This window comes from Alteromonas sp. AMM-1, assembly GCF_047290655.1.
GTDB classification, from domain to species: domain Bacteria; phylum Pseudomonadota; class Gammaproteobacteria; order Enterobacterales; family Alteromonadaceae; genus Alteromonas; species Alteromonas mangrovi.
Map to the genome: position 1 here is coordinate 1 of NZ_JBLBUE010000040.1, position 25,818 is coordinate 25,818.

29 protein-coding genes are annotated in these 25,818 nt (G+C 46.5%); 10 read left to right on the plus strand and 19 right to left on the minus strand.

What is annotated here, in order from left to right; all coding sequences use genetic code 11:
• The 7 genes from ACLR2L_RS09115 to ACLR2L_RS09145 form a co-directional block, all read right to left on the minus strand.
• On the minus strand, nucleotides 1-914 hold a 914-nt coding region (locus ACLR2L_RS09115), incomplete at its 3' end, for a glutathionylspermidine synthase family protein (RefSeq protein ID WP_413367597.1).
• A 3-nt stretch (nucleotides 915-917) separates the two neighbouring features.
• Complete coding sequence (locus tag ACLR2L_RS09120; RefSeq protein ID WP_413367599.1) at nucleotides 918-1,535, minus strand: DUF1190 domain-containing protein; 618 nt, start codon at nucleotides 1,533-1,535, stop codon at nucleotides 918-920.
• 10 nt (nucleotides 1,536-1,545) lie between these two features.
• On the minus strand, nucleotides 1,546-1,962 hold the full coding sequence (locus tag ACLR2L_RS09125) for a DUF350 domain-containing protein (protein ID WP_140956247.1): 417 nt from the start codon (nucleotides 1,960-1,962) through the stop codon (nucleotides 1,546-1,548).
• Nucleotides 1,963-1,979: 17 nt separating this feature from the next.
• Nucleotides 1,980-2,624, minus strand: a complete 645-nt coding sequence (locus ACLR2L_RS09130; RefSeq protein ID WP_140956246.1) for a YjfK family protein — start codon at nucleotides 2,622-2,624, stop codon at nucleotides 1,980-1,982.
• A 4-nt stretch (nucleotides 2,625-2,628) separates the two neighbouring features.
• Complete coding sequence (locus ACLR2L_RS09135; RefSeq protein WP_413367602.1) at nucleotides 2,629-3,654, minus strand: potassium channel family protein; 1,026 nt, start codon at nucleotides 3,652-3,654, stop codon at nucleotides 2,629-2,631.
• 165 nt (nucleotides 3,655-3,819) lie between these two features.
• Nucleotides 3,820-4,500 carry a PspA/IM30 family protein gene (locus ACLR2L_RS09140; RefSeq protein WP_140956244.1) on the minus strand — a complete coding sequence of 227 codons (681 nt, stop codon included), beginning with the start codon at nucleotides 4,498-4,500 and terminating at the stop codon, nucleotides 3,820-3,822.
• 16 nt (nucleotides 4,501-4,516) lie between these two features.
• Nucleotides 4,517-4,906, minus strand: coding sequence for a DUF2170 family protein (locus tag ACLR2L_RS09145; RefSeq protein WP_140956243.1), 390 nt, complete (start codon nucleotides 4,904-4,906; stop codon nucleotides 4,517-4,519).
• A 287-nt stretch (nucleotides 4,907-5,193) separates the two neighbouring features.
• Between ACLR2L_RS09145 and ACLR2L_RS09150 the strand changes: the two genes are divergently transcribed.
• The 6 genes from ACLR2L_RS09150 (at nucleotide 5,194) to secF (ending at nucleotide 11,290) form a co-directional block, all read left to right on the plus strand.
• Nucleotides 5,194-5,445: a DUF6471 domain-containing protein gene (locus ACLR2L_RS09150; protein ID WP_413367605.1), complete on the plus strand. Its 252-nt coding sequence runs from the start codon at nucleotides 5,194-5,196 to the stop codon at nucleotides 5,443-5,445.
• 374 nt (nucleotides 5,446-5,819) lie between these two features.
• Nucleotides 5,820-6,866, plus strand: coding sequence for a tRNA preQ1(34) S-adenosylmethionine ribosyltransferase-isomerase QueA (gene queA, locus ACLR2L_RS09155; RefSeq protein WP_413367607.1), 1,047 nt, complete (start codon nucleotides 5,820-5,822; stop codon nucleotides 6,864-6,866).
• 104 nt (nucleotides 6,867-6,970) lie between these two features.
• Nucleotides 6,971-8,083, plus strand: coding sequence for a tRNA guanosine(34) transglycosylase Tgt (gene tgt, locus ACLR2L_RS09160; protein ID WP_413367609.1), 1,113 nt, complete (start codon nucleotides 6,971-6,973; stop codon nucleotides 8,081-8,083).
• A 20-nt stretch (nucleotides 8,084-8,103) separates the two neighbouring features.
• Nucleotides 8,104-8,442: a preprotein translocase subunit YajC gene (yajC, locus tag ACLR2L_RS09165; RefSeq protein ID WP_413367611.1), complete on the plus strand. Its 339-nt coding sequence runs from the start codon at nucleotides 8,104-8,106 to the stop codon at nucleotides 8,440-8,442.
• Nucleotides 8,443-8,493: 51 nt separating this feature from the next.
• A complete protein-coding gene (gene secD, locus ACLR2L_RS09170; RefSeq protein ID WP_413367613.1) occupies nucleotides 8,494-10,338 on the plus strand; it encodes a protein translocase subunit SecD in 1,845 nt (614 codons plus the stop codon).
• 10 nt (nucleotides 10,339-10,348) lie between these two features.
• Nucleotides 10,349-11,290, plus strand: coding sequence for a protein translocase subunit SecF (secF, locus tag ACLR2L_RS09175; RefSeq protein ID WP_140956237.1), 942 nt, complete (start codon nucleotides 10,349-10,351; stop codon nucleotides 11,288-11,290).
• Nucleotides 11,291-11,342: 52 nt separating this feature from the next.
• Here secF and ACLR2L_RS09180 read toward each other — a convergent pair whose 3' ends face one another.
• From ACLR2L_RS09180 to queF, 7 genes are all read right to left on the minus strand, one after another.
• A complete protein-coding gene (locus ACLR2L_RS09180) occupies nucleotides 11,343-11,657 on the minus strand; it encodes a ComEA family DNA-binding protein (RefSeq protein ID WP_413367615.1) in 315 nt (104 codons plus the stop codon).
• 234 nt (nucleotides 11,658-11,891) lie between these two features.
• Nucleotides 11,892-12,899, minus strand: coding sequence for an isocitrate dehydrogenase (locus ACLR2L_RS09185; RefSeq protein WP_140956235.1), 1,008 nt, complete (start codon nucleotides 12,897-12,899; stop codon nucleotides 11,892-11,894).
• A gap of 281 nt (nucleotides 12,900-13,180) precedes the next feature.
• Nucleotides 13,181-14,854, minus strand: coding sequence for an HDOD domain-containing protein (locus tag ACLR2L_RS09190; protein ID WP_413367617.1), 1,674 nt, complete (start codon nucleotides 14,852-14,854; stop codon nucleotides 13,181-13,183).
• Between the two features lie 5 nt (nucleotides 14,855-14,859).
• A complete protein-coding gene (locus ACLR2L_RS09195; RefSeq protein ID WP_140956233.1) occupies nucleotides 14,860-15,234 on the minus strand; it encodes a DUF3192 domain-containing protein in 375 nt (124 codons plus the stop codon).
• A gap of 96 nt (nucleotides 15,235-15,330) precedes the next feature.
• The gene (gene ppnN / locus ACLR2L_RS09200) at nucleotides 15,331-16,692 is read right to left on the minus strand and encodes a nucleotide 5'-monophosphate nucleosidase PpnN (RefSeq protein WP_413367619.1); all 1,362 of its coding nucleotides are present in this window, start codon (nucleotides 16,690-16,692) and stop codon (nucleotides 15,331-15,333) included.
• Nucleotides 16,689-18,197: a GGDEF domain-containing protein gene (locus tag ACLR2L_RS09205; protein ID WP_413367621.1), complete on the minus strand. Its 1,509-nt coding sequence runs from the start codon at nucleotides 18,195-18,197 to the stop codon at nucleotides 16,689-16,691. Before ACLR2L_RS09205 ends, ppnN begins: the two co-directional genes overlap by 4 nt.
• A 37-nt stretch (nucleotides 18,198-18,234) precedes the next feature.
• Nucleotides 18,235-19,083: an NADPH-dependent 7-cyano-7-deazaguanine reductase QueF gene (gene queF, locus ACLR2L_RS09210; RefSeq protein WP_413367623.1), complete on the minus strand. Its 849-nt coding sequence runs from the start codon at nucleotides 19,081-19,083 to the stop codon at nucleotides 18,235-18,237.
• A 139-nt stretch (nucleotides 19,084-19,222) separates the two neighbouring features.
• Here queF and syd point away from each other — a divergent pair, with 139 nt between their 5' ends.
• Nucleotides 19,223-19,762 carry a SecY-interacting protein gene (gene syd / locus ACLR2L_RS09215; protein WP_413367625.1) on the plus strand — a complete coding sequence of 180 codons (540 nt, stop codon included), beginning with the start codon at nucleotides 19,223-19,225 and terminating at the stop codon, nucleotides 19,760-19,762.
• A gap of 24 nt (nucleotides 19,763-19,786) precedes the next feature.
• Here the strand turns inward: syd and ACLR2L_RS09220 are convergent, their stop codons facing one another.
• Entirely contained in the window at nucleotides 19,787-20,077 is a 291-nt protein-coding gene (locus ACLR2L_RS09220) for a hypothetical protein (protein WP_140956228.1), read from the minus strand.
• Nucleotides 20,078-20,255: 178 nt separating this feature from the next.
• Here ACLR2L_RS09220 and ACLR2L_RS09225 point away from each other — a divergent pair, with 178 nt between their 5' ends.
• Together ACLR2L_RS09225 and ACLR2L_RS09230 are read left to right on the plus strand one after the other, a co-directional pair.
• Nucleotides 20,256-20,618, plus strand: coding sequence for a DUF3192 domain-containing protein (locus ACLR2L_RS09225; RefSeq protein ID WP_413367627.1), 363 nt, complete (start codon nucleotides 20,256-20,258; stop codon nucleotides 20,616-20,618).
• A gap of 243 nt (nucleotides 20,619-20,861) precedes the next feature.
• Nucleotides 20,862-21,500 (plus strand): GNAT family N-acetyltransferase, encoded by a 639-nt coding sequence (locus ACLR2L_RS09230; protein WP_140956226.1) that lies wholly within the window; start codon nucleotides 20,862-20,864, stop codon nucleotides 21,498-21,500.
• Between the two features lie 650 nt (nucleotides 21,501-22,150).
• Here the strand turns inward: ACLR2L_RS09230 and ACLR2L_RS09235 are convergent.
• Complete coding sequence (locus ACLR2L_RS09235) at nucleotides 22,151-22,624, minus strand: NYN domain-containing protein (RefSeq protein ID WP_140956457.1); 474 nt, start codon at nucleotides 22,622-22,624, stop codon at nucleotides 22,151-22,153.
• A gap of 904 nt (nucleotides 22,625-23,528) precedes the next feature.
• Between ACLR2L_RS09235 and ACLR2L_RS09240 the strand changes: the two genes are divergently transcribed.
• On the plus strand, nucleotides 23,529-23,936 hold the full coding sequence (locus ACLR2L_RS09240) for a hypothetical protein (protein ID WP_413367630.1): 408 nt from the start codon (nucleotides 23,529-23,531) through the stop codon (nucleotides 23,934-23,936).
• A gap of 44 nt (nucleotides 23,937-23,980) precedes the next feature.
• Here the strand turns inward: ACLR2L_RS09240 and ACLR2L_RS09245 are convergent, their stop codons facing one another.
• The 3 genes from ACLR2L_RS09245 to ACLR2L_RS09255 all read right to left on the minus strand — a co-directional run.
• Nucleotides 23,981-24,532: a zf-TFIIB domain-containing protein gene (locus ACLR2L_RS09245; RefSeq protein WP_413367632.1), complete on the minus strand. Its 552-nt coding sequence runs from the start codon at nucleotides 24,530-24,532 to the stop codon at nucleotides 23,981-23,983.
• 25 nt (nucleotides 24,533-24,557) lie between these two features.
• Nucleotides 24,558-24,863, minus strand: a complete 306-nt coding sequence (locus tag ACLR2L_RS09250; protein ID WP_413367633.1) for a DUF3301 domain-containing protein — start codon at nucleotides 24,861-24,863, stop codon at nucleotides 24,558-24,560.
• A gap of 4 nt (nucleotides 24,864-24,867) precedes the next feature.
• Nucleotides 24,868-25,818: DUF3549 family protein (locus tag ACLR2L_RS09255; RefSeq protein WP_413367635.1), on the minus strand; the 951-nt coding region annotated here is incomplete at its 5' end.

Consider the following 25,818-nt stretch of genomic DNA (forward strand, 5'->3'; position numbering starts at 1 on the left):
GGCTTTTTAATCCATTTGCCATCGGCTGGCCGGCTGTTGTCATCCTCAAAAAATGCGGGTAACAAATTGGGATGATTCGGAAATTCCTGCCATAACAAGGGCAGTAACGCTTTGTTTGACAATACCGCTTTCCAGGCCGGCTCAAGCCATTGAACCTCTGCGCCGGGCAAGGCATCACTAAAGGTTTCTCTGAGCATAAATTCCCAGGGATAAAGTTTAAAGCAGTGGGTAATTACTTCATCGGCAAGATCAGTAAAATAGCCAGTGTCGCCCAGGCCAATTTCTTCGATAAACAGGAAAGGTGGACTGATCCCCGCGGTAGCCGCACAATCCTGCAAATACTGCACTGTGCCTCTGTCTTCCTCAGAGTCATCGCAGCAACTAAAATGAATTTGATGAAATCCATGCTGATGCTTGAGTTCGGCAAAGCGATTAATCAGTTTTTCCTGGAGTGAATTGAATTGATCCGCGCCACGTGACAGCTTGCCAGAATTGACTTGCTGTTCCAGCCATAACCATTGCCAGAAACCGGTTTCGTATAACGACGTTGGAGTGTCAGCGTTATTCTCCAGCAATTTTGCCGGGTGTTTGCCGTCGTAAACAAGATCCAAACGAGAGTATAAGGAGGGCGCCTGTTGGCGCCAGCTTTCGGCAACATAATCCCAGTGTTGCTCGGGTATTTGAAAGCGACGCATCAGGCTGTCATCGTGAATCACTTTATTCACTACGTGGAGACACATTTGGTGTAACTCCGCGGTGGGATCCTCAATGTCTTGTTCAATTTGCTTCAGGGTAAACTGGTAATAAGCTGATTCATCCCAGTAGGGTTGACCATACATCGTATGAAAGTGAAATCCATACTCTGTAGCCAGTTGTTTCCAGTTTGCCCTGGGCTGACAGGCTATTCTAAACACCTGTTAACCGCCCCAGCCACTGGATTTACCACTGCTGCCCCAGCTTGACTTAGCGCGCACCGTGCTGCCAAAGCCGCCTCGGTTAATAGTGCGGTTTACCGCTGGTTTGGGCTTGTAGACCGACGATGGGGCGTAATAAGAGCGGCGGCGAATATCGCCGTCAAATACGTAGCCATTTGAGGTAACCCATCGCGACCGAAAGGGCGAGTAGGGAGAAAATGAGGTATACAAAGGCTGCGAATAATAGGGTGAAGGTTGCAATAACCTGCTTACAATAAATCCAGCCATAAAGGGCATGAAAAAGCTGCCGGATTGCGACTGTACATATTGGCAACGGTCACTGCCAAATTCATACTCACAATCATTCTGGCTGTTAAATCGCGGCGCTGTGCGGTTGTGCTCTTCTATTGCTGATTCGAAAGCGGCCTGACACTGGTTGACTGCATCAGGGTTTTCTTTCTGACAATCATCAACCGACACATAAATTTTGGAGGCATCACCGTCTTCACCACAGGCAGACAAAAACACTGTGGCAACACCAATTGCTAAAGGCTTTAACGAAAACGCCTTGCGCATTTTATGCAAATTAATATGTTTTGAACGTTTTTGTGAATGGCTCATCGGTAGGCTCCTAATAGGTCATACAAGCCGCGTTGAGTAATCCTACCGCCACTGAAACTGCTGCCAGCATTACGCCCGCCGACATTTCATTGTTGCTGATGCGTTCGGCAATTCTGGGCATAAAAGTAAAGCGCAATAAAGCAAATGCAAAGCTTTGCGCTAATACAGCCACCACGCCCCAAATAGTAAAATCAACCAATCCCAGCGAGTTAGACGCGGCACTGGCTAACGCAAGACTGAAGCCAATCATGGCGCCGCCAAAACCAATGGCAGCCGATACATTTTGTTGCTCTTTTACCAGCTTCCATTCGTCATGGGGGGTAACAAATGCATAGACAATTTTAAAAATAAATAAGTACACAATTGAGATGGCAAAATACATTGCAAAACTCGCTAACCCGGCCAGCGATTCCATTACTATTTCCATGTTCTGTTCCTCTTCTGTTAGCCGTTAATGCGGATATCCGCTGGTTGAATATCAAAGCCTGTACTGATTACCAGACAGCGGTCGGCGTTATGCCCTACAATTTTTTCTTCGCCCGCCACCAGTAGTGATTCGGTATTGCCATCTGACAATTCTCGTTCATAAAGCATCATAAACTGGTCGGTCTCGCTTACGTCACCGTCTTCTTCATAGGTCTTTTCTGTTACTGCGACGGGCGGGGAATCGTTGCCTACTGCATCCCAAACTCGTTTAAACGAATGCCCTTCCAGGGCATATTCTGGTTTAGAAATGTCATTCGCCAGACAGTGTTTCCACTGGGATTCGTTGCCTACCGTAGTGGTGGAATAGAAATACCACAGCTTAACGTCAGTGATGTGGTTTTCTGTCATGCCACCATCCAGCACAACCTGCAAAAAGGCGTCGTCGTCAGTATAGAAACGCAATAGCGTGCCACCGCTGTCGAGTTCGGCTTGTCCAACCGCCTGAATAAGGTGTTTATTCGCAGGATTTTCTATACATAACTCGGGCGTGATCAACTTGAGTTTCAGGGGATCCAGTTCGAAGGACCCGCCCAGATACAGCCCCATTACTTCTGGCGCTCGGGGTTTTTTAGGCTCGTCTGATTTAAACCATTTACTGAACATAAAGTTACTCCGTTACAGCATGCCAATCGAGTTCGGTAATACGCTGTTTTGCTATGTAATAAAGCTTGTCTTGTGGCGCTATCACAGTATCAAGCGATGGGTTAAGGGTAACATCCTGCGCACGACCAGACGGCGCAAAACCGATTAACGTAGCATCATAACGCTGCTTGAATGCAAAAAATAACTGCTGATATGTTACCGATTGTGTCGCAGCGGGCACCGAGATAGAAAATTGCGCCTGTCCATCGTCGTCGACACTCAGTAAATCGTGATGCAGGGCACTCGAGCCAGGATCAAAAGCGGCTTTTGCCAGCATTTCAACTGCTACACTGGGTGTGCATTCAATTTGGGGGCAGTGTTGATGCAGCAAGCCCACCAGGCTTTCATCAGCGAAATACGCCACCTGATGAGCTGATGGATTCTTTTGCGAACAGTACAATGCTGTAGTGAGTGTCAGATCGTCCTGCGGATTATCAATAAGAATAGTGGACGCACTGGCAATACAAGCTTTGTCCATATCTTCATCGCGGTTGAACGACTCCACTTTAACAAACTCAATTTTGCCCGGCATGGGGTTGGTGATGTCTGCCCGGACACACAATACAATATCAGGGCGCTCCTGAAGCGATTCGCGCTCTCGCAACAGCAGTTTTAAAAGTAATAAGGTGCGCTGTTCGTTCCAGCCAATAACCAGAATGTGATCAGACACCGACAGACCAGATAATCCCATTAATCCTTTTCTCCATTGGTTGCCAACAAAGGCCGCAATCCTGCCTATCACCATAGCAAAAATGCTCAGCCCAAGCGGGATAACATAAAATGCTACAACGAGTTTGCCGGCGTCTGTTTGCGGTGATAAATCGCCATAGCCTACGGTAGATCCCGTCACTGCCAGCCAGTACAGAAAATTAACGCTTTCTGTTAATGCCGATTCGTCGGCAGCCCACAGCAGTATCCATGAAGAGGCTGCATAAAATGCGGTAGCCAGTGCAATGGTATACCACCTTGAACCTGCAAAATAATGCAGCATAACGCGTCGTATTTTTATCCACATAATGCGTCAGAAAGTCGTCCGTGTTATTAACATTGAATGTTATATCTTCGCAAAAAAAGAAAGGGCATGACAACCCGTAATCATACGGATTGCATGCCCCGTTGGTTGGCTTGTAGCCAGGGTATCAAAAGCATATTCTGCTTATTTGCCCAGGATTCTTGCCAGTTCGTCATCAGCTGACGTCGTGCCGCCTTTAATACCAGCCTGGGCCAGACGCTTTTCCAAATCGCTGGACGATTCGTTGGCGGCCAGTTCTTCTGCGGCTTCCAATTCAGCACTGCGCATCTTCTGCTTTTCCTGAATGCGACTTAACGATTCAGTTGCTGTTTTCATTTTGCTGTTCGCGCCCATATGGCGTGATGACACAGCTACCTGCGCTTTTTGCACACTTTCAGTTGCCTTTACCATATCTACCTGCTGCTCTAAGCGGCGCAGATTCTCTTTGGCCTGCTGAATGTTTTTGGCCAGCTGTGCTTCAGAGGCATTGAACTGGTCCAGGAATTGTTGCTCTTGTGCACGCTCCTCTTTGAGGTCGCTCACTTTTTGTGCACAGTCCAGAGCTAACTGGCGATCTGTTTCGATTGCTTTTCTGGCATGTGCTTCATATTCAGCAATAGACTTGCTGTAACCATCTACTTTCTGCTGCGACAGTTTGCATTTGGCCAGAATTTGCGTACGTGCATGGTCTGATTTACGCAATTCATCCTTTGCTTCCCGAATTTCCTGTTCAAGGATTCTGATTGCCTGGCTGTCTGCGACTGCCTGAGCCGCTTCTGTTGCCCCGCCTTTTACCGCAGTAATGAGTTTTTTCCAAACAGACATAATACTCTCCTTTGGGTTACTTCAGGTGCGCTTCGTACGCATCAAGAAATGCCGCAACGTTTTGGAATAACGTTGTAACTTCAATCTGAATAGTTTCTGCTTTCGACTTCGCGCTTAACGCACCAAAAGCAGTGTAATATTCCTCTCCATTGATATTTGAGATGGCAACGGTAGTTAATGGAAACAACATGTGCGTAGACAGAATATCGTGATCTAAAGCCGCTTTGTCTTTTACCTGCGACGATTCAAACAACAAACTCTCCACTATTATTTGTTCACCGCTAATGGCCAGCCAGGCATCAAGCCCGTCCTGATTAGCAATTAACAAACATTCCTTTTCGCGGGTGACTACCAGGTCATCCATGTCGGTAAACAGGGATTCAAGTTTTTCCAGATCCCACTCCATAACGTCTCTCCTAAGCGATTAAAGTAACGCGACCACTCTAGTCAGAATCATCGGTTGGTTGCAACAACTTTGCTACAATTAGCGGGAAACCCAGTCGGAAACCCTGTTGGGAAACCCTGCTGGGAAGCCCTGTTGGGAAATCCCACCAATGCTGTGTTGTTGTGTTGCTTTCTCAATATCAACGCAACAAAGTGTAGACAAAGAGCGTAATTGTCGTCAATAATTATTATGTCTTTATGTGTAAAAAGATGTGTCAATGTAAAATATAATTCACAAAAGGGTTTTTAATGGACCGAAATCAATGGCGAATGGCGGTGCAACGCATTGTGCGATCTGAAATGTCGATACGCGGCGTGAAATATCAGGGGCTCAGTGACAGGCTTGCTGAAGTGGGAATTGATCAAACTGCCGATAATTTGAGAAATAAAGTGAACAAAGGGATTCTGGGGGCCGACCTGCTACTCCAGATATTGTTTGTGCTGAACGCCAGAGCGCTATCAGTTGAAACCATTGCATCGGTGCTTGATGAACAGGAATGACCGATAGCGCTGAAGAGATGAATGGACTTGTGCAGCAGAACCATAGAAAATAAAAACCCAGCCAAAAGGCTGGGTAAGAAGGAAAAGGAAGATGGGAGAACATCATCGCTTCTGGATATATACTAAACCTAATATTCAGCTAGGGAAGAGTATTGGTGTATAAATGAGCATCCCTGAGTATTGAAAAATATACCTAAACTTAATGCGAGAAAAAATGTGTTGCTCTGAATCCCCTTAAATACGTGTGATTGCGAGGATTCTTCTTATCTTTAACGATTAAGTACGGAAAAAACTAATTGTACTGTTTTTAACCTTTTGTTTAATGATTTAGTCGTTACCGGCCATAGAAAATTATAAATTTAGTATCGATGCCCATGAAATTATCTGATTTTAGCTTTACGCTCCCTGAACATCTTATTGCCAAATATCCCACCCCAGACCGTACTGCGAGTCGTTTGCTCCATTTAAACGGCAATACGGGAGAGGTTGCTCACTCCCAGTTCCAGCACATGCTGGATTTAGTTCAACCTGGTGATTTATTAGTATTTAACAATACCCGTGTGATTCCTGCCCGCATGCTGGGTCAAAAGGCCAGTGGCGGTAAAGTTGAAGTGCTGATAGAGCGTATCCTGGATGACCACAATGCGCTGGCTCACGTTCGTGCAAGTAAAGCTCCGAAACCAGGTGCAGATTTACTGTTGGAAAATGCCGTCAGTGTAACAGTGACCGGACGCCAGGATGCGTTGTTTGAACTGCGATTTAACGGAGATGCGACGGTACTTGAACAATTGGAGCAGTATGGGCACATGCCGCTGCCACCTTATATTGACAGACCCGATGAACATAGTGACAAGGAACGTTATCAAACCGTGTATAACCAGGCGCCGGGTGCAGTAGCCGCGCCTACCGCAGGGTTGCATTTCGATCAGCAACTGCTTGAAAAACTCAAAGCCAAGGGCGTAAAACTGGCGTATGTCACACTGCACGTTGGTGCAGGCACATTCCAGCCAGTCCGGGTTGACAACATTCTTGAACACAAGATGCACAGCGAATTCGCCATTGTGCCGCAGGAGGTTGTAGATGCAGTGCGGGCGACCAAAGCCGCTGGAAAACGCGTAATAGCAGTGGGAACAACATCAGTTCGTTCGTTGGAGTCATCCGCGCTGGCAGCAAGCAAAGACGAGATCCTGCAGGTGTATCAGTCTGACACCGATATTTTTATTTATCCCGGTTTTGAATTTAAAGTAGTCGACGCTATGTTTACTAACTTTCATCTGCCTGAATCTACCCTGATCATGCTGATAAGTGCCTTTGCAGGCAGGGATAATGTGCTGTATGCCTATGAACAGGCCATTCAGCAGGAGTACCGTTTTTATAGTTATGGCGACAGCATGTTCATCGAAAAAGCGACAAACGCATGATCTCTGCTTAATAGCTGGTATAATCCGCCCTCAATTGAACCCGGACAGATGACTTTTGGCCAATTTCGCGGCCGGGATCTGGTTCAGACAGGATAATCTACACAATGCAATTTGAATTACTACATACCGATGGTAAGGCCCGACGCGGCCGTCTCGTTTTCGAGCGCGGCGTTGTGGAGACACCGGCTTTTATGCCTGTGGGCACTTACGGTACAGTGAAGGGGATGACCCCGGAAGAGCTTGAAGACAGTGGCGCGCACATATGTTTGGGTAACACCTTTCACTTAATGTTACGCCCTGGTACGGGCATTATTAAGCAACATGGCGACCTGCACGATTTTATGCACTGGGAAAAGCCCATTCTTACTGATTCCGGCGGTTTCCAGGTGTTTAGTCTGGGTGATCTGCGCAAGATCACTGAAGAAGGGGTAACCTTCCGCTCGCCTATTAACGGCGAAAAGATCCTGCTGACACCGGAAAAGTCGATGGAAGTACAGCGTGATCTGGGATCAGACATCGTGATGATTTTCGACGAATGTACGCCTTATCCCGCAACTGAACAGGAAGCACGCATCTCTATGGAGCTGTCGTTGCGCTGGGCTAAGCGCAGTAAAGAAGCGCACGGCGACAATCCGTCCGCGTTATTCGGTATTATCCAGGGGGGCATGTACGAGGATTTGCGTGATGTATCACTGGCAGGGCTTGAAGACATTGGCTTTGATGGGTACGCCATTGGCGGTTTATCGGTGGGTGAACCGAAAGAGGACATGATTCGCATCATTAATCACACCGCACCGAAAATACCGGAAAATAAGCCGCGTTACCTAATGGGCGTGGGCAAGCCAGAAGACATCGTAGAGGCAGTGCGCCGCGGCATTGATATGTTCGACTGCGTTATGCCAACCCGCAACGCGCGAAATGGTCATTTGTTTGTCACAGAAGGTGTGATAAAGATCCGCAACGCAAAGCACAAGAACGATACTGGTCCTTTGGATGAAAAATGTGATTGTTACACTTGTAAAAACTATTCACGGTCATATTTACACCATCTGGACAAATGTAATGAAATCCTCGGTGCACGTCTGAATACTATTCACAATCTGCGGTATTATCAGCGTGTTATGCAAGGGTTGCGCGATGCCATTGCCAGTGATTCACTGGATGCATTTGTAGAAGAATTTTACGCACAGAAAAACATGCCGGTACCGGCTTTATAACAATTTAAACGGGGAACATTATGAGTTTATTTATTTCTAACGCCTATGCACAATCTGCCGGTGGAAGCGCTCAGGGCGGCGGTCTTGAAATGTTGATCATGCTGGGTGTATTCGGTTTGATTTTCTACTTCCTGCTGTATCGTCCGCAGGCGAAACGTGTAAAAGAGCACAAAGCACTGGTTTCTTCACTGGGCAAAGGTGACGAAGTGCTCACCCAGGGTGGTTTGGTAGGACGCGTTACAAAAGTGTCTGACGACAAAGACTTTATTGAAATTGCATTGACCGACGCAACCAACATTGTTGTGCAGAAAACAGCGGTAAGCGCTGTACTGCCAAAAGGTACAATGAAGTCTATTTAATAACCGCTCACCGGGTACCTTGGACATAGGTGCCCGGTTAAGGGAATGTCCGTGTTAAATCAAAATTCTATTTTTAAGGTTCTGCTGGTACTGGTGCTGGTGGGATTGTGCAGCTTGTATGCTTTGCCCAATATTTACGGCGAAGATAATGCTGTGCAAATTTCAGCTTCGCGTAACGCAACGGTTACTGAGGCCCTTGAGTCCAGAGTGTCTGATATTCTGGCCGCCAATAACATCTCAAGTAAAGCCATAGAGTTCGAAAACGAGCAGATATTAATCCGCTTACCCGACTCTGATAGTCAGCTCCGTGCTCGGGACTTGTTAGATCGCGAACTGGGTGACGACTACGTGGTAGCCATGAACCTCGCGGCGGATACACCAGACTGGCTTGAAGGTCTGGGTGGTGAGCCAATGAAGCTGGGCCTGGATTTGCGGGGTGGTGTTCACTTCCTGATGGAAGTTGATATGAACGAAGCCATCTCCAAAGCACTTGAAGACGCTGAAAGTGATTTTCGTACCGCATTGCGCGAAGAGAAATTGCGTTACCGGTCGGTAGATGTGCGCGATGGCCATATCGATATTCAGTTCCGCGATGAAGAGACGCTCGATAAAGCCGAATTCTTCCTGAAAAACCGCAACCGCGACCTGACTTATCAGGAACTCGACAGTCTGGTTCTTCGCGCACAATTTGCCGAAACCAAACTGGCTGAAATTCGCGATTACGCCGTTAAGCAAAACATCACCATTATCCGCAACCGGGTAAACCAACTGGGTGTAGCTGAGCCTGTTGTTCAAAAACAAGGTGCAGAGCGCATTGTTGTGCAATTGCCTGGTATTCAGGATACCGCGCGTGCGAAAGAAATTCTGAATGCAACAGCTACCCTGGAATTCCGCATGGTCGACCAGGACAACGATGTGCGCGATGCGCAGCAGGGTAGAGTGCCAGCCGGTTCTCAGTTGTTGAATGACAAAGACGGTCGCCCGGTTTTGCTGGATAAGCGCGTTATTGTTAAAGGTAACCACATCATCGACGCCAACAGTGGTGTGGATGAGTACGGTTTACCTCAGGTAAGTATTTCGCTGGATTCTGAAGGCGGCAACAAAATGTCGCGTGCCAGCCGTGAAAATATTGGCGAGCCAATGGCTACGGTATTCATTGAATACAAAGCCACAGGGGATCGTGACGCCAATGGCAAATTGATCTTTGAACGTCACGAAGAAGTGATCAACGTGGCGACCATTCGCTCTCAGTTTGGTAGCAGTTTCCGTATTACGGGTCTGGATTCACCAAAAGAAGCCCGCGACCTGAGTTTGCTACTGCGCGCCGGTGCGCTGATTGCGCCTATTCAAATTGTTGAAGAACGCACGGTTGGACCAAGCCTGGGTCAGGAAAACATTGATTTGGGTATGCAAGCCATTGTGTGGGGGCTGTTTTTGGTGATGCTGTTCATGCTGGTGTACTACAAGGCGTTTGGTTTAGTTGCCAATATTGCCCTGGCAGTAAACCTGATCATGATGGTGGGTATCATGTCTATGATCCCCGGTGCAACACTCACATTACCTGGTATGGCTGGGATTGTATTAACAGTAGGTATGGCGGTAGATGCCAACGTGCTGATTTTTGAGCGTATTCGGGAAGAACTTCGCGATGGAAGAAGCCCGCAACACGCTATAAATCAAGGATACGATAGTGCGTTTTCCACTATTTTAGATGCCAACATTACCACCTTTATTGCCGGGCTTATCTTATTTGCCGTTGGAACAGGCCCAATTAAAGGCTTCTCCATAACACTGATGATCGGTATTACCACCTCCATGTTTACAGCCATTCTGGTAACGAGAGTTATCGTAAACGCTGTATGGGGCGGCCGCCGTGTAAGCAAACTGGCGATCTAGGAGTACGATCATGCAACTACTACAATTAAACGACACCATCAACTTCATGAAGCTGCGTATGGCGGCCATGGTGTTGTCAACGGTGCTTATTATTGGTTCATTGGTATCCCTGGGGGTTAACAGCCTCAACTGGGGTCTTGATTTCACAGGTGGTACCCTGATTGAAGTGGGTTATCCGGACGCCGCCGATCTGGGCGCCATACGTGTGCAATTGGCGGAAAATGATTTTCCTGACGCCGTTGTACAAAACTTCGGCAGTAGTACCGATGTGTTAATTCGCATTTCACCACGTGAAGGCGTTAATGCAACTACTATCGGTGATCAGGTTATTTCTATTTTGCGTCAGGGCAATGCGGATGTGGAAAAACGTCGTATTGAATTCGTAGGACCAAACGTGGGTGAGGAATTAACAGAGCAGGGTGGCCTGGCCATGCTGGTTGCGTTAGTGTGTATTCTTATCTATGTTGCCGCACGTTTTGAATGGCGGTTTTCACTGGGTTCGGTATCTGCGCTAATACACGACGTAATTCTTACGCTGGGTTTGTTTTCCGTATTGCAAATCGAATTCGACTTAACTGTACTGGCTGCGGTACTGGCTGTTATCGGTTACTCGCTTAACGATACCATTGTTGTATCCGACCGGATTCGCGAAAACTTCCGTAAGATCCGCAAGGGTGAACCCATTGAGATCATCAATATTTCACTTACCCAAACACTGAATCGTACCATTATTACATCGTTAACTACGGTGCTGGTATTGCTGGCATTGTTCTTTGTAGGTGGCGCTTTGATTCACGGGTTTGCTACAGCCTTGCTATTTGGTGTTGTGGTAGGTACTTACTCGTCGATTTATATAGCCAGCTCTGTTGCGCTGTCGCTGGGGATCAGTAAAGAAGATCTGATGCCGCCGCAAGTGGAAAAAGAAGGTGAAGATTTAGACGCAATGCCTTAGGGGTTGCGATTGGATTGATTCAAAGCCGCCCTTTCACGGGCGGCTTTTTTAGTTAACGCACTTCAACAGACGCTGACAGCTTAGCTAATAACTTTTTGCCAATGCCCTTTACCTCAAGCAGCTCGTCAACGGTATTGAACGGGCCTTCGGCTTCACGGTATGCCACAATTGCCTCAGCCTTGCTTTTACCTATGCCCGGCAGTGTCATCAGTTGCTCAACATTAGCCGCATTCAGGTTTACCAGTGTTTCTTTACTGGCAACATGTTCCACGCTATCGGTTACAGACAATGCCTCTGCACACGCAACACTTGCGCCGCAAACTGAGGCCAGTAGTAATGCCAGAAATGTGATTAAACGGGTATTCATGTTTTATCTTCCTTTTTCAAAATGGGTATGGGATTACCTGGCCATTACCTGAGATTGTCAGCTAGGCTAACGCTCATTTCTGGCTGGGTGTATACACCTTAACGCCGTTACGGTTTGTCGGGCAGTACTGAAAAAGGCCAGTTTTTGCACTGGGCTACGTGAAGTGAAGTGAAGAAGGACAGGCATAAAAAAAGCAAGCCAATTGGCTTGCTTTAGAACAGGGGGATATGTGATTTACAGGCGGTCAAGCACAGCCTGGGTAAACTCAGTGGTACCGTGCTGGCCACCCAGATCGCGGGTAGTGCGATCGCCACTTTCAATGACGTCTTTCAGTGCAGCGCGGATACGTTCCGCTTTGTCTGCCATACCCAGGTACTCCAGCATCTGTACAGAGGCGAGAATAACACTGGTTGGATTCGCCAGGTTTTTACCAGCAATATCCGGTGCAGAGCCGTGAACGGCTTCAAAAATGGCACAATCACCGCCAATATTAGCGCCAGGCGCCATACCCAAACCGCCAACTAATCCTGCACACAGGTCTGACAGGATATCGCCAAACAGGTTGGTGGTTACGATCACGTCGAATTGGTGAGGGTTCATTACCAATTGCATACAGGCGTTATCGACAATCATTTCCTTAGACTCGATGTCCGGGTATTTTTCACCGATTTCACGAGCCACTTTCAGGAACAAGCCCGATGTAGACTTCAGAATGTTTGCTTTGTGCACTGCTGTAACTTGTTTACGGCCTTCACGGCGCGCTAATTCGTACGCAAAGGTCACGATTTTTTCAGCGCCGTCGCGAGTGATTTTACTCAGCGCTTCAGCTTCTGTTCCATCTTCGGAAACTACCTGTCCCAGGCCAGAATACATACCTTGCGTGTTTTCGCGCACAGTAATGATGTCGATGTCTTCGTAACGTGCTTTAGTGCCTTTAAACGACAACACAGGACGTACGTTCGCATACAGCTTAAACTGTTTACGCAGGCTAACATTAATTGACGTAAATCCTTCGCCTACCGGGGTGGTTAACGGGCCTTTCAGGGTTACTTTGTTTTTCGCGATCAGGTCGAGTGTTTCCTGAGGCAGTAATTCACCGTGATTTTCCAGTGCTACCAGACCGGCGTCGGCATAATCGTAGGCAAAGTCACAACCCACTTTGTCTAAAATTTGCGTGGCAGCATCAATGATATCCGGGCCAATACCATCTCCGCGGATGACAGTAATACGTTGTTGAGTCATCAGAGATCCTTAATAACTTGTACTGATTCGTTAGGTAATTTGCTTTGGGGTAAGTGTAGCGTAAATTTCTGTAATTACAGATTTTGAACCGATGACGCTCATTCATACTACCGGTTTTTGCTACACCGGGGGCCGTTTAGTGTGATGTTATTCTGTGTTTTGCACGTGGTTATAAACGTGGCTTCACACCGTTAGGCAACCCTTCACAGCCGGTAGTAAGTCTAAACGATCGGCCCGGAAATGAGTAGTTAATTATGCCTTTTTGCCAGTGGCTGTAGTCGCTATTTATCTGGTGAATGACGATTGCTGGCAAATTCGTTCAAAGGGCACACAAGTTGACTCGCCAGACTATTTCTGATGGTGGATTCCTGCGATGTCAGAGCAGGATAGGCCTGTTTTGTTTGGGCAATAAACGCCTGAGTCGATGAACACGCAGATTGATTTAATAACCATTGCCTTGCCCAAATCAAACTTAAACCCGTGATACAGTGCGCCTGACGCAATGCAGGGGGCACGTTTTCAGGTAATTTGCCCCAACAGGCGATAAGTTTGCTTTGTAGTGTTTGTTGTTGCCATGCCGCAGCCAGCGACTGTTGATGCTGCCTTATAACCGCGACTAATTTATCCGGTTGTGCTGAAACCAACGAGGCAACACTGAACAGCTTCGTTGCGTTGACGGGAAGATAAATCTGCGCTTTTGCCGATGGCAACGTGAATAAAGGTGACAAGGCTACCGTAACAACCAGCCCGGCACTTTGTGGTGTTAGTGATGTACTTATCGATGCTAATTCGCTGGCAATTTGCGCAGCGAGTTGAGTGAGTTTGCTGAACCAGGGTAATAAGGGAAAATAATGCTGAGAAAGGCGCTGATACAGTGCGTGTTGCACCAGCATATGCCCGACACGGTCAAGACCATAAGTAAGTATACTGTGTTTTACATCCTGAACCGGTAGTTGCATTCGGTTGTCCTGGGATGCTGCCTGAGTGAGAAAGGTGGTGAAGGCCGGTTCGCAACCGATAAGCTCTACCACTTTTTTAATAGCAATGTCCGGATCATTTAATGCGCGTAACAGACGTTCCAGCGTCACTGGCGGGCGACTTACCGGGTAACTCGTGGGCATCGCCCAGTCATAGTCAGGCAGGGTAAATGTCTGCTCGTTGCCATTGGTAGTAACTTGCTCGGCCTGATTAATATTCAGTCGCTCAACAACCTGAATCCACTGTGTTAATGACACCGATTTCCCGTTATCGGGTGTGATGCGATCCTGGGTATCCCATTTAAACTGTTCGCTTTTCGGCAAATACAGCAATACTTTGTCTGGCAGTTGGCCTACCAACAGCGCTGGCTGTTGTTGCCATTTTACCCGGCTTCCTTCATGCACAAGTCCCGGATAATCCAGTAGTGCAGACAATGACCGAATGAGCAAATTATTATTCTCTAAAGCCAAATGCTGAATGATATCTGCCACATTTGAAGTTGGCTGCCGATGTAAAAAAGTGATCCACCGCCAGGCAAGGGTGAATACATCGTCGGAATTCGCCGCATTTGCGCCTATTCTTAATAACCTGAATGCCCAATAATGTTGATCCAACCTGGCTAATTGAGTGGCTACCTGCTTTCTTTGTGATGGCGCGCTTTGTGTCTGTTTTAGCTGATAAAAGCTCAGCAACGCTGCAATACCCTGTTGCAGCGTATGATGATTGGTATTGGAACGAAGACCCAACAACACATACAAGGCAATATGCCGACGCCACAATTTGCTTTGCGGCTGGAGTTGAGACGCTGGCAAAAACGCTATGGCTGCTAGTAAAGGCAAAGATTGCTCTGCCAGCGCAAGCCAGTTGGCACTAACGGTAAGATAGGCGTTAATTTGACTGGATTGCTTTGCCGGAAGCACCGGTAACGACAAGCTTTGTTGTGTTATATCAGCCAGTTGATCGGCAAATGCATCCAAATTTGTTAGCTACTCAGGTAGGTTTGATATGCCCCTTCACCCCAGGCGACTAAGGCTTCATTTTCGAATAACAGCGGCGTACACTCATCCTGCGTAGTCAGCCCGTCTGCGCGAACATGCTGGGTGCGATAAAACATCACTTGAATCTCGCGGCTTCCCTGCATTTTTGCTTCAGTGATATCAGGTGCACCCAACAATGCCAGCACTTCTGCACGGGTAATCCCCAAAGCCAGCTTGGAAATTTGTACTTTGTTGTATTCTTCCCGGTCCTGCCAGTCCATGTTTTCTGGCTTGTCCGGATAAAATGCAATCAGCATAAAGGCCAGCACCGCATAAGATGCCACGCCAAATAAAATAAGCTTAATAACTTTACTATTCATGTATTTATACGTTATTTTTGAGTGGGTAGTCGCTATTCGGCAATCAGTCTACCCTAATTTCCGTATGGCTGTCAGCACCTTGAATGTTACTGATTATTAATCGCGGTTAATGGTATAACACGGCTGATACTCCGTGCCCGGTAATTTCATGCGTTGCTGAGCAACGAACTGTTTTAACAAGGCATCAATCCGCGACATAATATCGGCTTCACCGGACAAGTGAAATGGCCCAAGCTCACGAATTTGTTTCACGCCTTCGGCTTTTACATTGCCTGCAACGATGCCCGAAAATGCTTTGCGTAAGTTGCTGGCCAAATCTGATAGCGGCTGATCCCGATGCAGGTTCAGCGCTGCCATGCTTTTATGGCTGGGTATGAAAGGCTGCTGAAAATCGTCTTCAATTTTTAGCGACCAGTTAAAACTGAACGCATCGCCCATCGCCAGGCGATACTGCTCTACTTTTTTACTGCCCTGGCACAACACTTTGGCCACTTCAGCAGGATCGTCAATAATAATTTGGTACTTACTTTGCGCACTTTTACCCAGAGTAGAGCCAATAAAGTCGTGTATCGCTTCGAAATAGCCTTCGCTGCCGGCAGGCCCGGTTAGCACTAGTGGATAAGGTTGCTGAGCGTTGCGCTCGTGCGACAATATACCCAACAAATACAACAGCTCTTCAGCGGTACCGACACCGCCTGGAAATATCACAATCCCGTGCGCAATTCGCACAAAAGCTTCCAGTCGCTTCTCGATGTCTGGCATGATCACCAGTTCATTCACGATGGCATTAGGTGGCTCAGCGGCAATAATACTCGGCTCTGAGATACCAATATAGCGACCTTCCTTAAAACGTTGTTTGGCGTGGCCAATCGCAGCGCCTTTCATCGGGCCTTTCATTGCTCCCGGGCCACAGCCAGTGCAGATGTTCATCTCCCGCAATCCCAACTGATATCCCACATCTTTGGTGTACTTGTAGTCGGTTAAACCAATTGAGTGGCCACCCCAACACACAATGGTATTGAGGTCGTTGTTTGACTCAATTACCTTGGCGTGACGCAGCATGTCGAACACCATGTCGGTAATTCCGCTGCTGTCCAGTGGCGCTTGCTGGTGAACAAAAGCGTATTTGTTACCCATGTAGAGCATGTCGCGTAGTACTGAAAACAAATGTTCATGCACGCCACGAACCAACCGGTTGTCGACGAAGCCCACTTCTGGTGGATTAATGAGTTCCAGTTTTACGCCGCGCTCACGCTTAATCAGGCGGATTTCGAACGAATCGTAAGGGGAGAATAGTGCTTCGTAGTTATCTTCATCAACACCGCTGTTTAACACCGCCAGACAGCAGTTTCGAAACATCCGGTACAGCTCACTGTTGGTGGTGTCTTCGAGTCGGCTTACTTCAACCTGAGAGAGCTGACTCATCCAGCCTACCGGGTTTAACTGAATTTTTTTCATGCGGATTCCTGTACAACTACCAGGTTACGGCCACCGGCTTTAGCTTGATACAAACATTTGTCTGCGCGTTCGAACGCAGCATCGAGTTGTTCGCCTGTGCGGCATTCCGTGCCACCAATAGAAACCGTAACGGTTAATCTTTCCTGCTTGAACTTAAAGGGTAGCTGGGCCAGGCCAATTCGCAACTCGTCTAATCGTTCGGGTAACTGAGAACTAGTAAGATCGGGGATCAATAAAATAAATTCCTCGCCGCCCCAGCGGGCCAGAAATTCATTGGCGTGAAGCCTGCTTTTCAGGTATCGGGCAATTGCTTGCAGGGTTTTATCGCCGGCGGCGTGCCCATATTGGTCGTTGATGCGCTTAAAATGATCTACATCGATTACGGCAATACTCATGGGTTGCTTGAGTTGCTGACACTTTTGCCATTCCTTACCGGCGCGGTCATTATAAGCCATGCGATTGGGCACTTTGGTTAACGGGTCGGTGTACATGTTTACCCGCTGTTCAACCAGTTTTTTGCGGTACGAGTCTGTTTGCTTTTGTAATGAAGACAACTGTTGCTGCATCGACACTAACAGCGTCATCAGACCTTCCTGTTCAACCCTATCGGCTTCTTCTCCTGCCGATAACGAATTTGCAAGCTGACCAAGGTAGTGCTGGGCCTGCTCTTTCAGCTGATCGATATTTTGTTCGTTCTCTAAAGCGTCTTCCATATCTTCCAGTACGGAGCGCAGCGATTTCTGACGAACCTGGCGTGCTTCAAAGCTTTCAACACTTTTACTGATACTTGAAGTGACGTCACCATTGATGTTGCCCAGCGCATTGTTTAAACGGTGAATAATCTTACCTGCGGTGCTGGCTTCGGTAACGGTTTCCTGCACCATGATGCGGATTAACAACAAACAACTGCTGAGTAATTCTTGTTCGGTTAACTCTTCATCAATGCGGTCACGCAGTGAAGCAATTAAGGCATCATCGGGATTAATTCGCGAGTAGGTTTGCAACAGGTGCGATAGTTCCTCAATCAAATCTTGTTTTAGTTGAACTGTTTTGCTGTTTGCCCCACCGTTATTGGCAGCACCCGGTTTCGCAGCACTTAATAGTCCAGCCTGATAACACTTAATGAGTTTTTCGTAGAGTGGCAGGAGCTGACCGACTGAGCTGACAGGTTTGCTCAGCGAAGTGGCCACGCCCAGTGCTTTTTTGGTCAGTTCAGCGTCTTCAATGTGACGCTGAAATTCCTTAATGTCATTGTCCAGCTGGCGCAGCCACTGCTGTGTCAGGTTTTTAAGGTTGGTAGGTTCAAGCATAAACAATTGATTAATTTTGTTTATGCTCACTTTTGCCAGCGTGAAATCTACGTTGCCACTCAAATGGCCCCGGAGCTTGCCAAGCTCTGCATCAATATCAGGAGACAGGCCTTCGTAAAAATTTGTCAGTCTTACAATGAAACCGGCTAACTGCTCGTTACTGGCTTTGAGCGATTGCAACTGCTTTGCGTCCATTTTTGTTCTGTCCTGTTATTAGCGCTGCCAAGGCAGATTACTGCCGGGCCTGACGACTATTTTCTATTTCACTAGTGTAGTTGCTTCGCAGAGGATTGATATCTAATCCGCCACGCCTTGTGTATCGCGCATAGACAGCTAATTTCAATGGCTTACAGAACGCCATTAAATCACAGTAAATCCTTTCAATACACTGTTCGTGAAATTCATTGTGCTGGCGAAACGAAATCAGATAAGCCAGTAAGCCTTCATGATTAATTTTGGGTCCCTGGTACTTAATTTGAATGCTGGCCCAGTCTGGCTGACTGGTAATGAGACAATTTGATTTAAGAAGGTGACTGACCAATGTTTCTTCTGCTTGTTGAGTTTCATCGCAGGTTAGCAGAGATGGCATTGGTGAATAATGAGCTACATCAATATCCAGATCGTCAATGCAGGTTCCTGTGAGGTTGTTAACCGGCATGGCATCAAATTGGTCCGGACCCAACAGCATAACGGTTACAGGCGCATTTGCACATTCGCTTAAATCGTTTTGCAAACAGGCTAATACTTCATCGCGTGAGTCAAATCGGGTTTGGTTAAAACTGTTCAGATACAGCTTGAATGACTTGGACTCAATTAAATTATCAGACGTAACGGGTACACGACATTGCAAAATGGCTACCTGCGGTTTTCCTTTGCTGTTTAACCACGATAATTCGTAACCATTCCAAATGTCGACACCTTCGAAAGGCAAAGGGTGAGAAACACCAATCTGGTCCCGGCTAAGGGAGCGGGGAACGCTTTGTAGCAACCCAGGAGTGTAATTCTCAATATAATCAACACTTTGACCTAAAGTAAGATGAGTGGGAAGCGACAATTCTGTTTTTTTTGTGTGTTCAGTCATGCAACCGGTCTGGCTCCATTTCGAGGTTCAACGGGCAGATTGTTTGCACATCCTGAATAATATCAAGAGGTGCACAGATCTATAATCTACCGGACAAATTTATTACTATGCTGGCAATTATAGCGAAAATGGAGCGGCAATGGAGCAAATCGTTCAACAATCATTGCATAACTTAGTGCAAAGATTACAGGCTGACACCAATACAAACGAGCAGCGATTCAAAATTGAATACGATCCAGACTGGCCATCACCTTGCTACCAGGAAGCTGCTCAGGCTGGAATGGCGGTTAACTGGCAGCCGGTAGTAATGGATCTTCCGCTGAATTTCGCCAATATTGAAAGTGCGTTGAACATCTCCCTGAATGAGCAGTTTTGTCAGTTCTTCACTACCAACTGGAGTTTTAATCTGCTTGCGCAGGCCAGTGATGGTGAGTGTGAACTTTTACAAGTGTGTAATGCTGATGACTTTGAGCGTTTACAGCAAAATTTGATTGGCCATTTAATGATGAAGCAACGATTGAAACAACCGCTTACTTTGTTTTTTGGTCTAACGGATGAAGATGATTTTATTCTCTCTGTAGACAATACCACCGGCGAGGTGGTGCTTGAGCAAGTCGGTAGGCTGCCGGTGCGCAAGCTGGCACCGGATTTGGCCACTTTTTTGGATGGGCTCAGTTAATCAACGCTTGTTGGGAAACTAAACTCAGATGTTGTCGAGCTTGGCAAGCCGGCTTTCCATTACACCGATGGCCTGCTCCAACTGGGCGACCCGGGCTTCCAGCTCTTTAATCCTTTGCTGATCTGTCAGGGTTTTAGGCTTATTGGCTTCCAGTTGCTGGTGCTGATTAAAGCGCTTAATTACTTCAATGGCTTCCAACACACTTACCCTAAAAGGGGCTTTGCCGCGGAGTAAGCCTACGCTGGGAGACTGTCCAGCTTCTGCCAGGCTGATACATATAGCAAACAGGCTTTCAAATTTCTCTTTATCGTTCATAAAAATTACAATTGTGGTCAGAAAAGCTAAATAATTGCCTATTTTGCCTAAAAGTTACATTCAGGCCAAGTGTATTTTTTAAAAATTGTTTTAAATCAACAGTTTATTTTTGGCCCTAATCTTGATTGTATTGGCATAACAACGAAACCTATTCAAATTAGCAAGACAAGGACTAAACATGAAAAAAATATTGTTGTGCACGGCACTGGCGGCTCCACTTTTACTCTCTGGTTGCGTTATTTCAGTAGGGGATGACGACGGTAGAAATTACAACTCGTCCTGGGAGCAGCGGGAATACAATAATCGCAAACACATTTCAAAACTGGAACTCGATGCACACTATGAAGATGTGACCCGCAGTATGGGCGTTGCAGATTTTAACGAGTTACTTCGTCAGGATGGTCATACTTATCGCGTGCTTTACTACAGAACGCAGCGTGCGGCTGATGATGGTATCACTACCAAAGACGAGTGCACGCCGTTGGTATTTGAAGATAACCGATTAATTGGCTGGGGCGAAGAGGCATTACGCAAACTGTAATGAAATCCAGAGACTACCAGTTTAAAGTGTAACATTCTGATTTTAAATAATTAAATAGGCGCTCAAATGAGCGCCTTTTTGCTTTTTCAAAGAAATACGGTTTGGTAGCACAAAAAATTAACAAAAAATTTACCTTTGTGAGGATTTTCAGATAAAGTGAGTATTACTGTGTATTTTCGGCTGTGAGTCGTATTCAGTTTTTAGACGTATAAAAACAACAGCGTTAAACCGGGAGATTGAAATATGGTTCAAGCAGATACCTCACCGCAGCTTGATAATGTCAGAGCGGCTTATCTGTCGGCAGAAGATCTTAAAGTTGCTGCGTCAATTATTTACAATGCCTATCACGACGATCCCATCTTTCTGGAAATCTTCCAGTCTGAGCGTGAGGGATATGAATCACGGTTGCGCTCGGCGATCCGCGAGGAGCTAACGGCGTTTTGGGAAGCTGATCAGCCCATCATTGGATTGTTTGATGAAGGGCGATTACTGGCAGTGGCTTGTCTTACCGGACCTGACAATTCCATTGGCGCTGGTCGGTATTGGCACTGGCGTTTGAAGATGTTACTGACAGCCGGATACTACGGTACCCGTCAGATGCTGGAAAAAGAAGAAAAGATTCGCAGTGCGATGCCAGCTCAAAAGTACCACTTGCTCAGTTTTATTGCGGTGCATCCCGATCATCAGTCACATGGTCTGGGCCATTTACTGATGCGTGCAATAGACAGTGTGTTATTGGAACATCGCGATTCTGAAGGCGTTGGCGTATTTGTTACCGTGCCTAAATACGAGTCCTTTTTTGCTGATGGGTTTTATCAAAAAGTTGCCCAGGTCGAAATTACCACTAAGTTCGGCCATGTGATGTTTCGACCTCGTCCATAACCCTGTTTTGGGTATTCGTTGACAGTCTGTCCCGGCATCGCATGATGCCATTAGCCGAAAGATTAAGATTGTGTCTCACAGCTTTGTACGAAATATCTTACAAAGTTGTGAGACATTGTTCCTTTGTGAGCGTAGGTTTGGCTCACTAAAATTTATAAATACATGAAAGTATTAGTTAAATTTTTATACTACTTTTGTAGTAGGCAATAAATTATTTATTTGTGACAGAACGGTAATAGTAATCTATTCCCAACAGGGTAATATGAGCTTGTCACATGGAAACACGACGAGTCAGGATGACACAAGGACGACCATAGGACTGTTCAGGGATGAGCATAATGAAACAGGCAGTTTCATTTAGGGACAGTAAGGACCGGCCAGGCGGCCAAATAAGGACAACCTCGGGATGAGGAATACTGCACGCAGGATGTGTAGTGAATCAGGGAGTAAAGGAAAGGGATCTGCACAGGATTTGCAGCTCACGCAGGATGTGGTGAGAAAAGATGGAAAGGGGCGTATAAGGATTTTAATCGGGACGATTTAAGTCGCAATGGATCGCTGAGAAGGAAACTCAAAATTCACAGAAAAACGGTGGCCACGGCCACCGTTTTTTTATTTATTCTTTCCGGACAATACCAATTCGGATCCCATTACAACAGTAAGTCAGTATCTATTGGCGTAAACTGAGTGGCGGCCTTTATTAATGAACCGGCACTAAGGGCTTCAACGCCGTATACATGAAATTGCTTTCCCTTATCTCTGGTAATTTTATCTGCAAGCAAGTCAAAGTCACCATCGCCGGAAACCAATATGATTTGATCTGCCTGGTCTGCGTAGTCCAGAACATCAATAGTAATACCCACATCCCAATCTGCTTTAGCTGAACCATCTGCCCGTTGGATAAAGGGTTTGAGTTTTACGTTAAATCCAATCGCCCGCAAAATATTCTGGAATTCTGTTTGTTTGTTGTCACCACGGTGTGTTGCGTACGCAAAGGCCGCAATTACATTTCGACCTTGGGTAACTTTACGCCAAAAAGCATTGTAGTCGAAGTTGCGACGATAGTGTTGACGGGTGGTGTAATAGACATTTTGTACGTCAACAAAGATGGCGATATTCTGCATGGCATCTCGCACCTGTTTATGAGTGTGCTGCGAGTCTACAAGGATGTTCATACCCTTACCAGATATACTGGCAGAGCGAACTTCTTATAAACAGTAAAAATCTGTGGAGAGTTACGGTAGTTGGTGGTCGCGATTTTCTGTCTGCAAAGTCCTATTTTGTCCCTCTTCTTGTACGACATTTCTTACAGTGTTGTAAGCTTGTTCTAATTAGACTAAAGGTTAACACCTACGCAATTTTCTATGTTGCTGTATTTAAAAAACTTTCTACTAAAGTTCAATGAAAGCATCTGGCTATGCACGATTTTTCTGTAAAAAGTCGCTACCGATAATTATTGGGTTAGATATTATATCTACGTCACAGGGAGAAACGTTGAGTCAGGATGACCCAAGGACGACACTGGACAACCCAGGATGGGGCACACTGGCAAGAAGCCGGTTACAAGGAAGCGGATACAACCGGGATGGTTGATGGACAACTTCATGGAGCGAAGAATACTTTAACAGGACGTAAAGTAAACAAGGATAAAGGAAAGGGACCAGCTAGGGATTGGCTGCTCATTCAGGACGGATGAGAAAGAAGGAATTGCGTGCAGGGGAATAGCGTTAGACGTTATTTGGCACTTTACGCAGAGAGGGATCTTCAAATTTCTATAAAGAGGCGATAGTGAGAGCTATCGCCTTTTTCATTTGTATTGCACAAGTCTCTTGTTTACAGTTTAAAAAACATTCGATATAACTAAATACAATTCATATTTGTTGAACGCAAGAGCATAAGGCCACTGAGCGACGAAGTGTCTGCTGGCCAGCTGTGGGTACGCCTGCTTCATTCCGGTTGTGTGTGAGTTTGGATGGGAAATCGCTAATGATTATTGTATTTGGTTGTAATCGCTCCTGGATTTCCAGAATGATTCGTTGGAGAACCGGTTCAAAATGGTCTCATGTAGCAATATTAGACACTGATGATGCCCATGTTATCGAAGCCAAAGGCGGTTATGGTGTATTGCGTAGTCATCTCAGTGAATTTGAAGCGCGATATCGCGAAATTGAATACCGTGAAATTGATGGCGATATTGGCAGGGCAGTGCAATTAATCGGTAAACCTTTCGACAATGTTGGCATTAAAGGCGTGTTTTTTCGTTCGTTTAAACATTGTCCTGACAGCTGGTTTTGTTCAGAACTGGTTGCTTACTCAACCTCGTTTATTCCCGATGAGTTTGCGCAATATCAGACCCCTGAAACCCTGTATCGTCTCAGCCGTCAGTGCACTAAAACGTTACAGTTATCAGCGCCAGTGACTACGGCGGTGGAGTAAATACGAACGGGCTTATGTATTTTACTGCGCCCGTCCTTTTATAGTTAGTTAGCCGAATAAGGGTCTTCAGCTAACAAGTAGGCACGCAAATCAGCTTTATTGGGTTGGGCATTCAACCATTCGCGCAACGCTTTAATTTCCTTATAAGTCTCGTCACCAAATTTAGACGCGTATATGTCGGCAAAATGTGAAGCTGCACTTTCTTCGCGAACTTTGTTTTGCCATTGTTGGGTAACTACATTATTGAGTACACCTGCTACACCTTCCGTTTTTAGCAGCGCCCACTCGCCTTTATCCAGCCATATGCCGCCAACCTGGGCACTGTAGTCTACTCTGTGATCTGTAGTGGCAGAGATTTTGAATTTGCGCATAATACTGCCTGTAACGGGGCAAAACAGCGCCTTTTTCGTGTCTCCCGTATCTTCTGAAAAGCTGCTTTCTTTCTTGAATTCAAACGATTTGTTGCGTTCTTTCCAACTCACAAAATCTTCAATCAGGATCCAGTTTCCGCCGCAGTGATCGCAGGTATGAGCGCGAAATAAATCATCCAAAAAGCTCGGTACTAACTGACCTTGTTTACATTGTGTACATTGCATAGTGTGAAACGTCCTTGTGTAATGTTTAATGGATACGGTGGGGCGGTGTTTGGGTGGCCACTACCGTCAGCCCGTTCATGGTTAAGTTGCCAGTATAACAGTCCTGACCTGTTGATGAGAATTCAAAGTCAAATTCACTGCGCCAATCCAGTTTGCCGCGATATAGCATAGGGCGGGTTCGCCTGCGGGCAACGCTAATAAGTTGAAGGTGCTGTGAATCACAGTATTGATTCAGGTAGCGGCTGGCTGCTTCTGAAATCATTCTGATTCGCCAGAACAGCGCACCGCTTGCGGCAATCAGTACCAGCAAAAATACGTCCAGTAAGTTCATCCTGTTATCCTGCCTGTTGAAACAGCGCTGCCAGGGCATCTTTCATGTCCGGGTTGTGCTGATGTGCTCTGGCCAGTGTGAGTAAAGTCCGGCGTAGCGCGGGGATCTGAACTAAATCGGTAAACAAGCCAATAAACAACTGATGCTGATAATTGCCAGCAGCATCGGCTTTTGCTGCAATCTCTAAAAAGCGTTGTGCGGTTAATAAATCCAGTTGAGCATCGTGTCGGGCAGCAATTACGCTCAGTAAATCTATGTCAGGCTGTTTGATGTTGTCGAGGACCCGATTAATACACTGATTAACGGTAGGAGAAAACGTGGGTTGGCTTACCGCACGAAGAAAACCAGGTAACGCGCCAGGTGAATCGCTTGTACTGCATTCAATCGCCTTTTCACAAAAAAACTGTGTGAGTTTTTGTGGCAATGAAACGCACTCAAGGCTGCTTAATAGGGTATCAATGAAGGGTTGGCTGTACTGATCAAGTTGCGAAATAATGGTGTCGGCTGTAGCGTCACTTACGTCTATGACCGCATCGGCGATGGCCTGCACGGGCAATTGTTGCCAGTCAATTACACTGGGGGTCTGCAAATAATGCAACACGTTTTCAACTCCCTGGTGTTTTGGATCATTCAACAGATGCCGTGTGAGGGCAGAAAACTGCGCCATTTGCTGCTGGCCCGGGGTAAAGGTATATGGGTTGTCAGGCAGTTTCTCCTGCTTGCCTTCGCCGGTAATCTGATTGCCCAGCGCGTCAACAATGATCTGCAAAAAATGATTGCGAGAAGCCTGAATTAATAACCCTTGTTCATCCAATGGCAATTTTACAAACCAAATGTAGCGATGAGCATGCTTATTGGTTTTCCAAAATACCACGGCGAACCAGGCGTGTTGTTGTCGGGGATGAGGAGGGCATATTTTTCCGTTCTCAATATCCAGAAAGGTTTGCGAATCGAC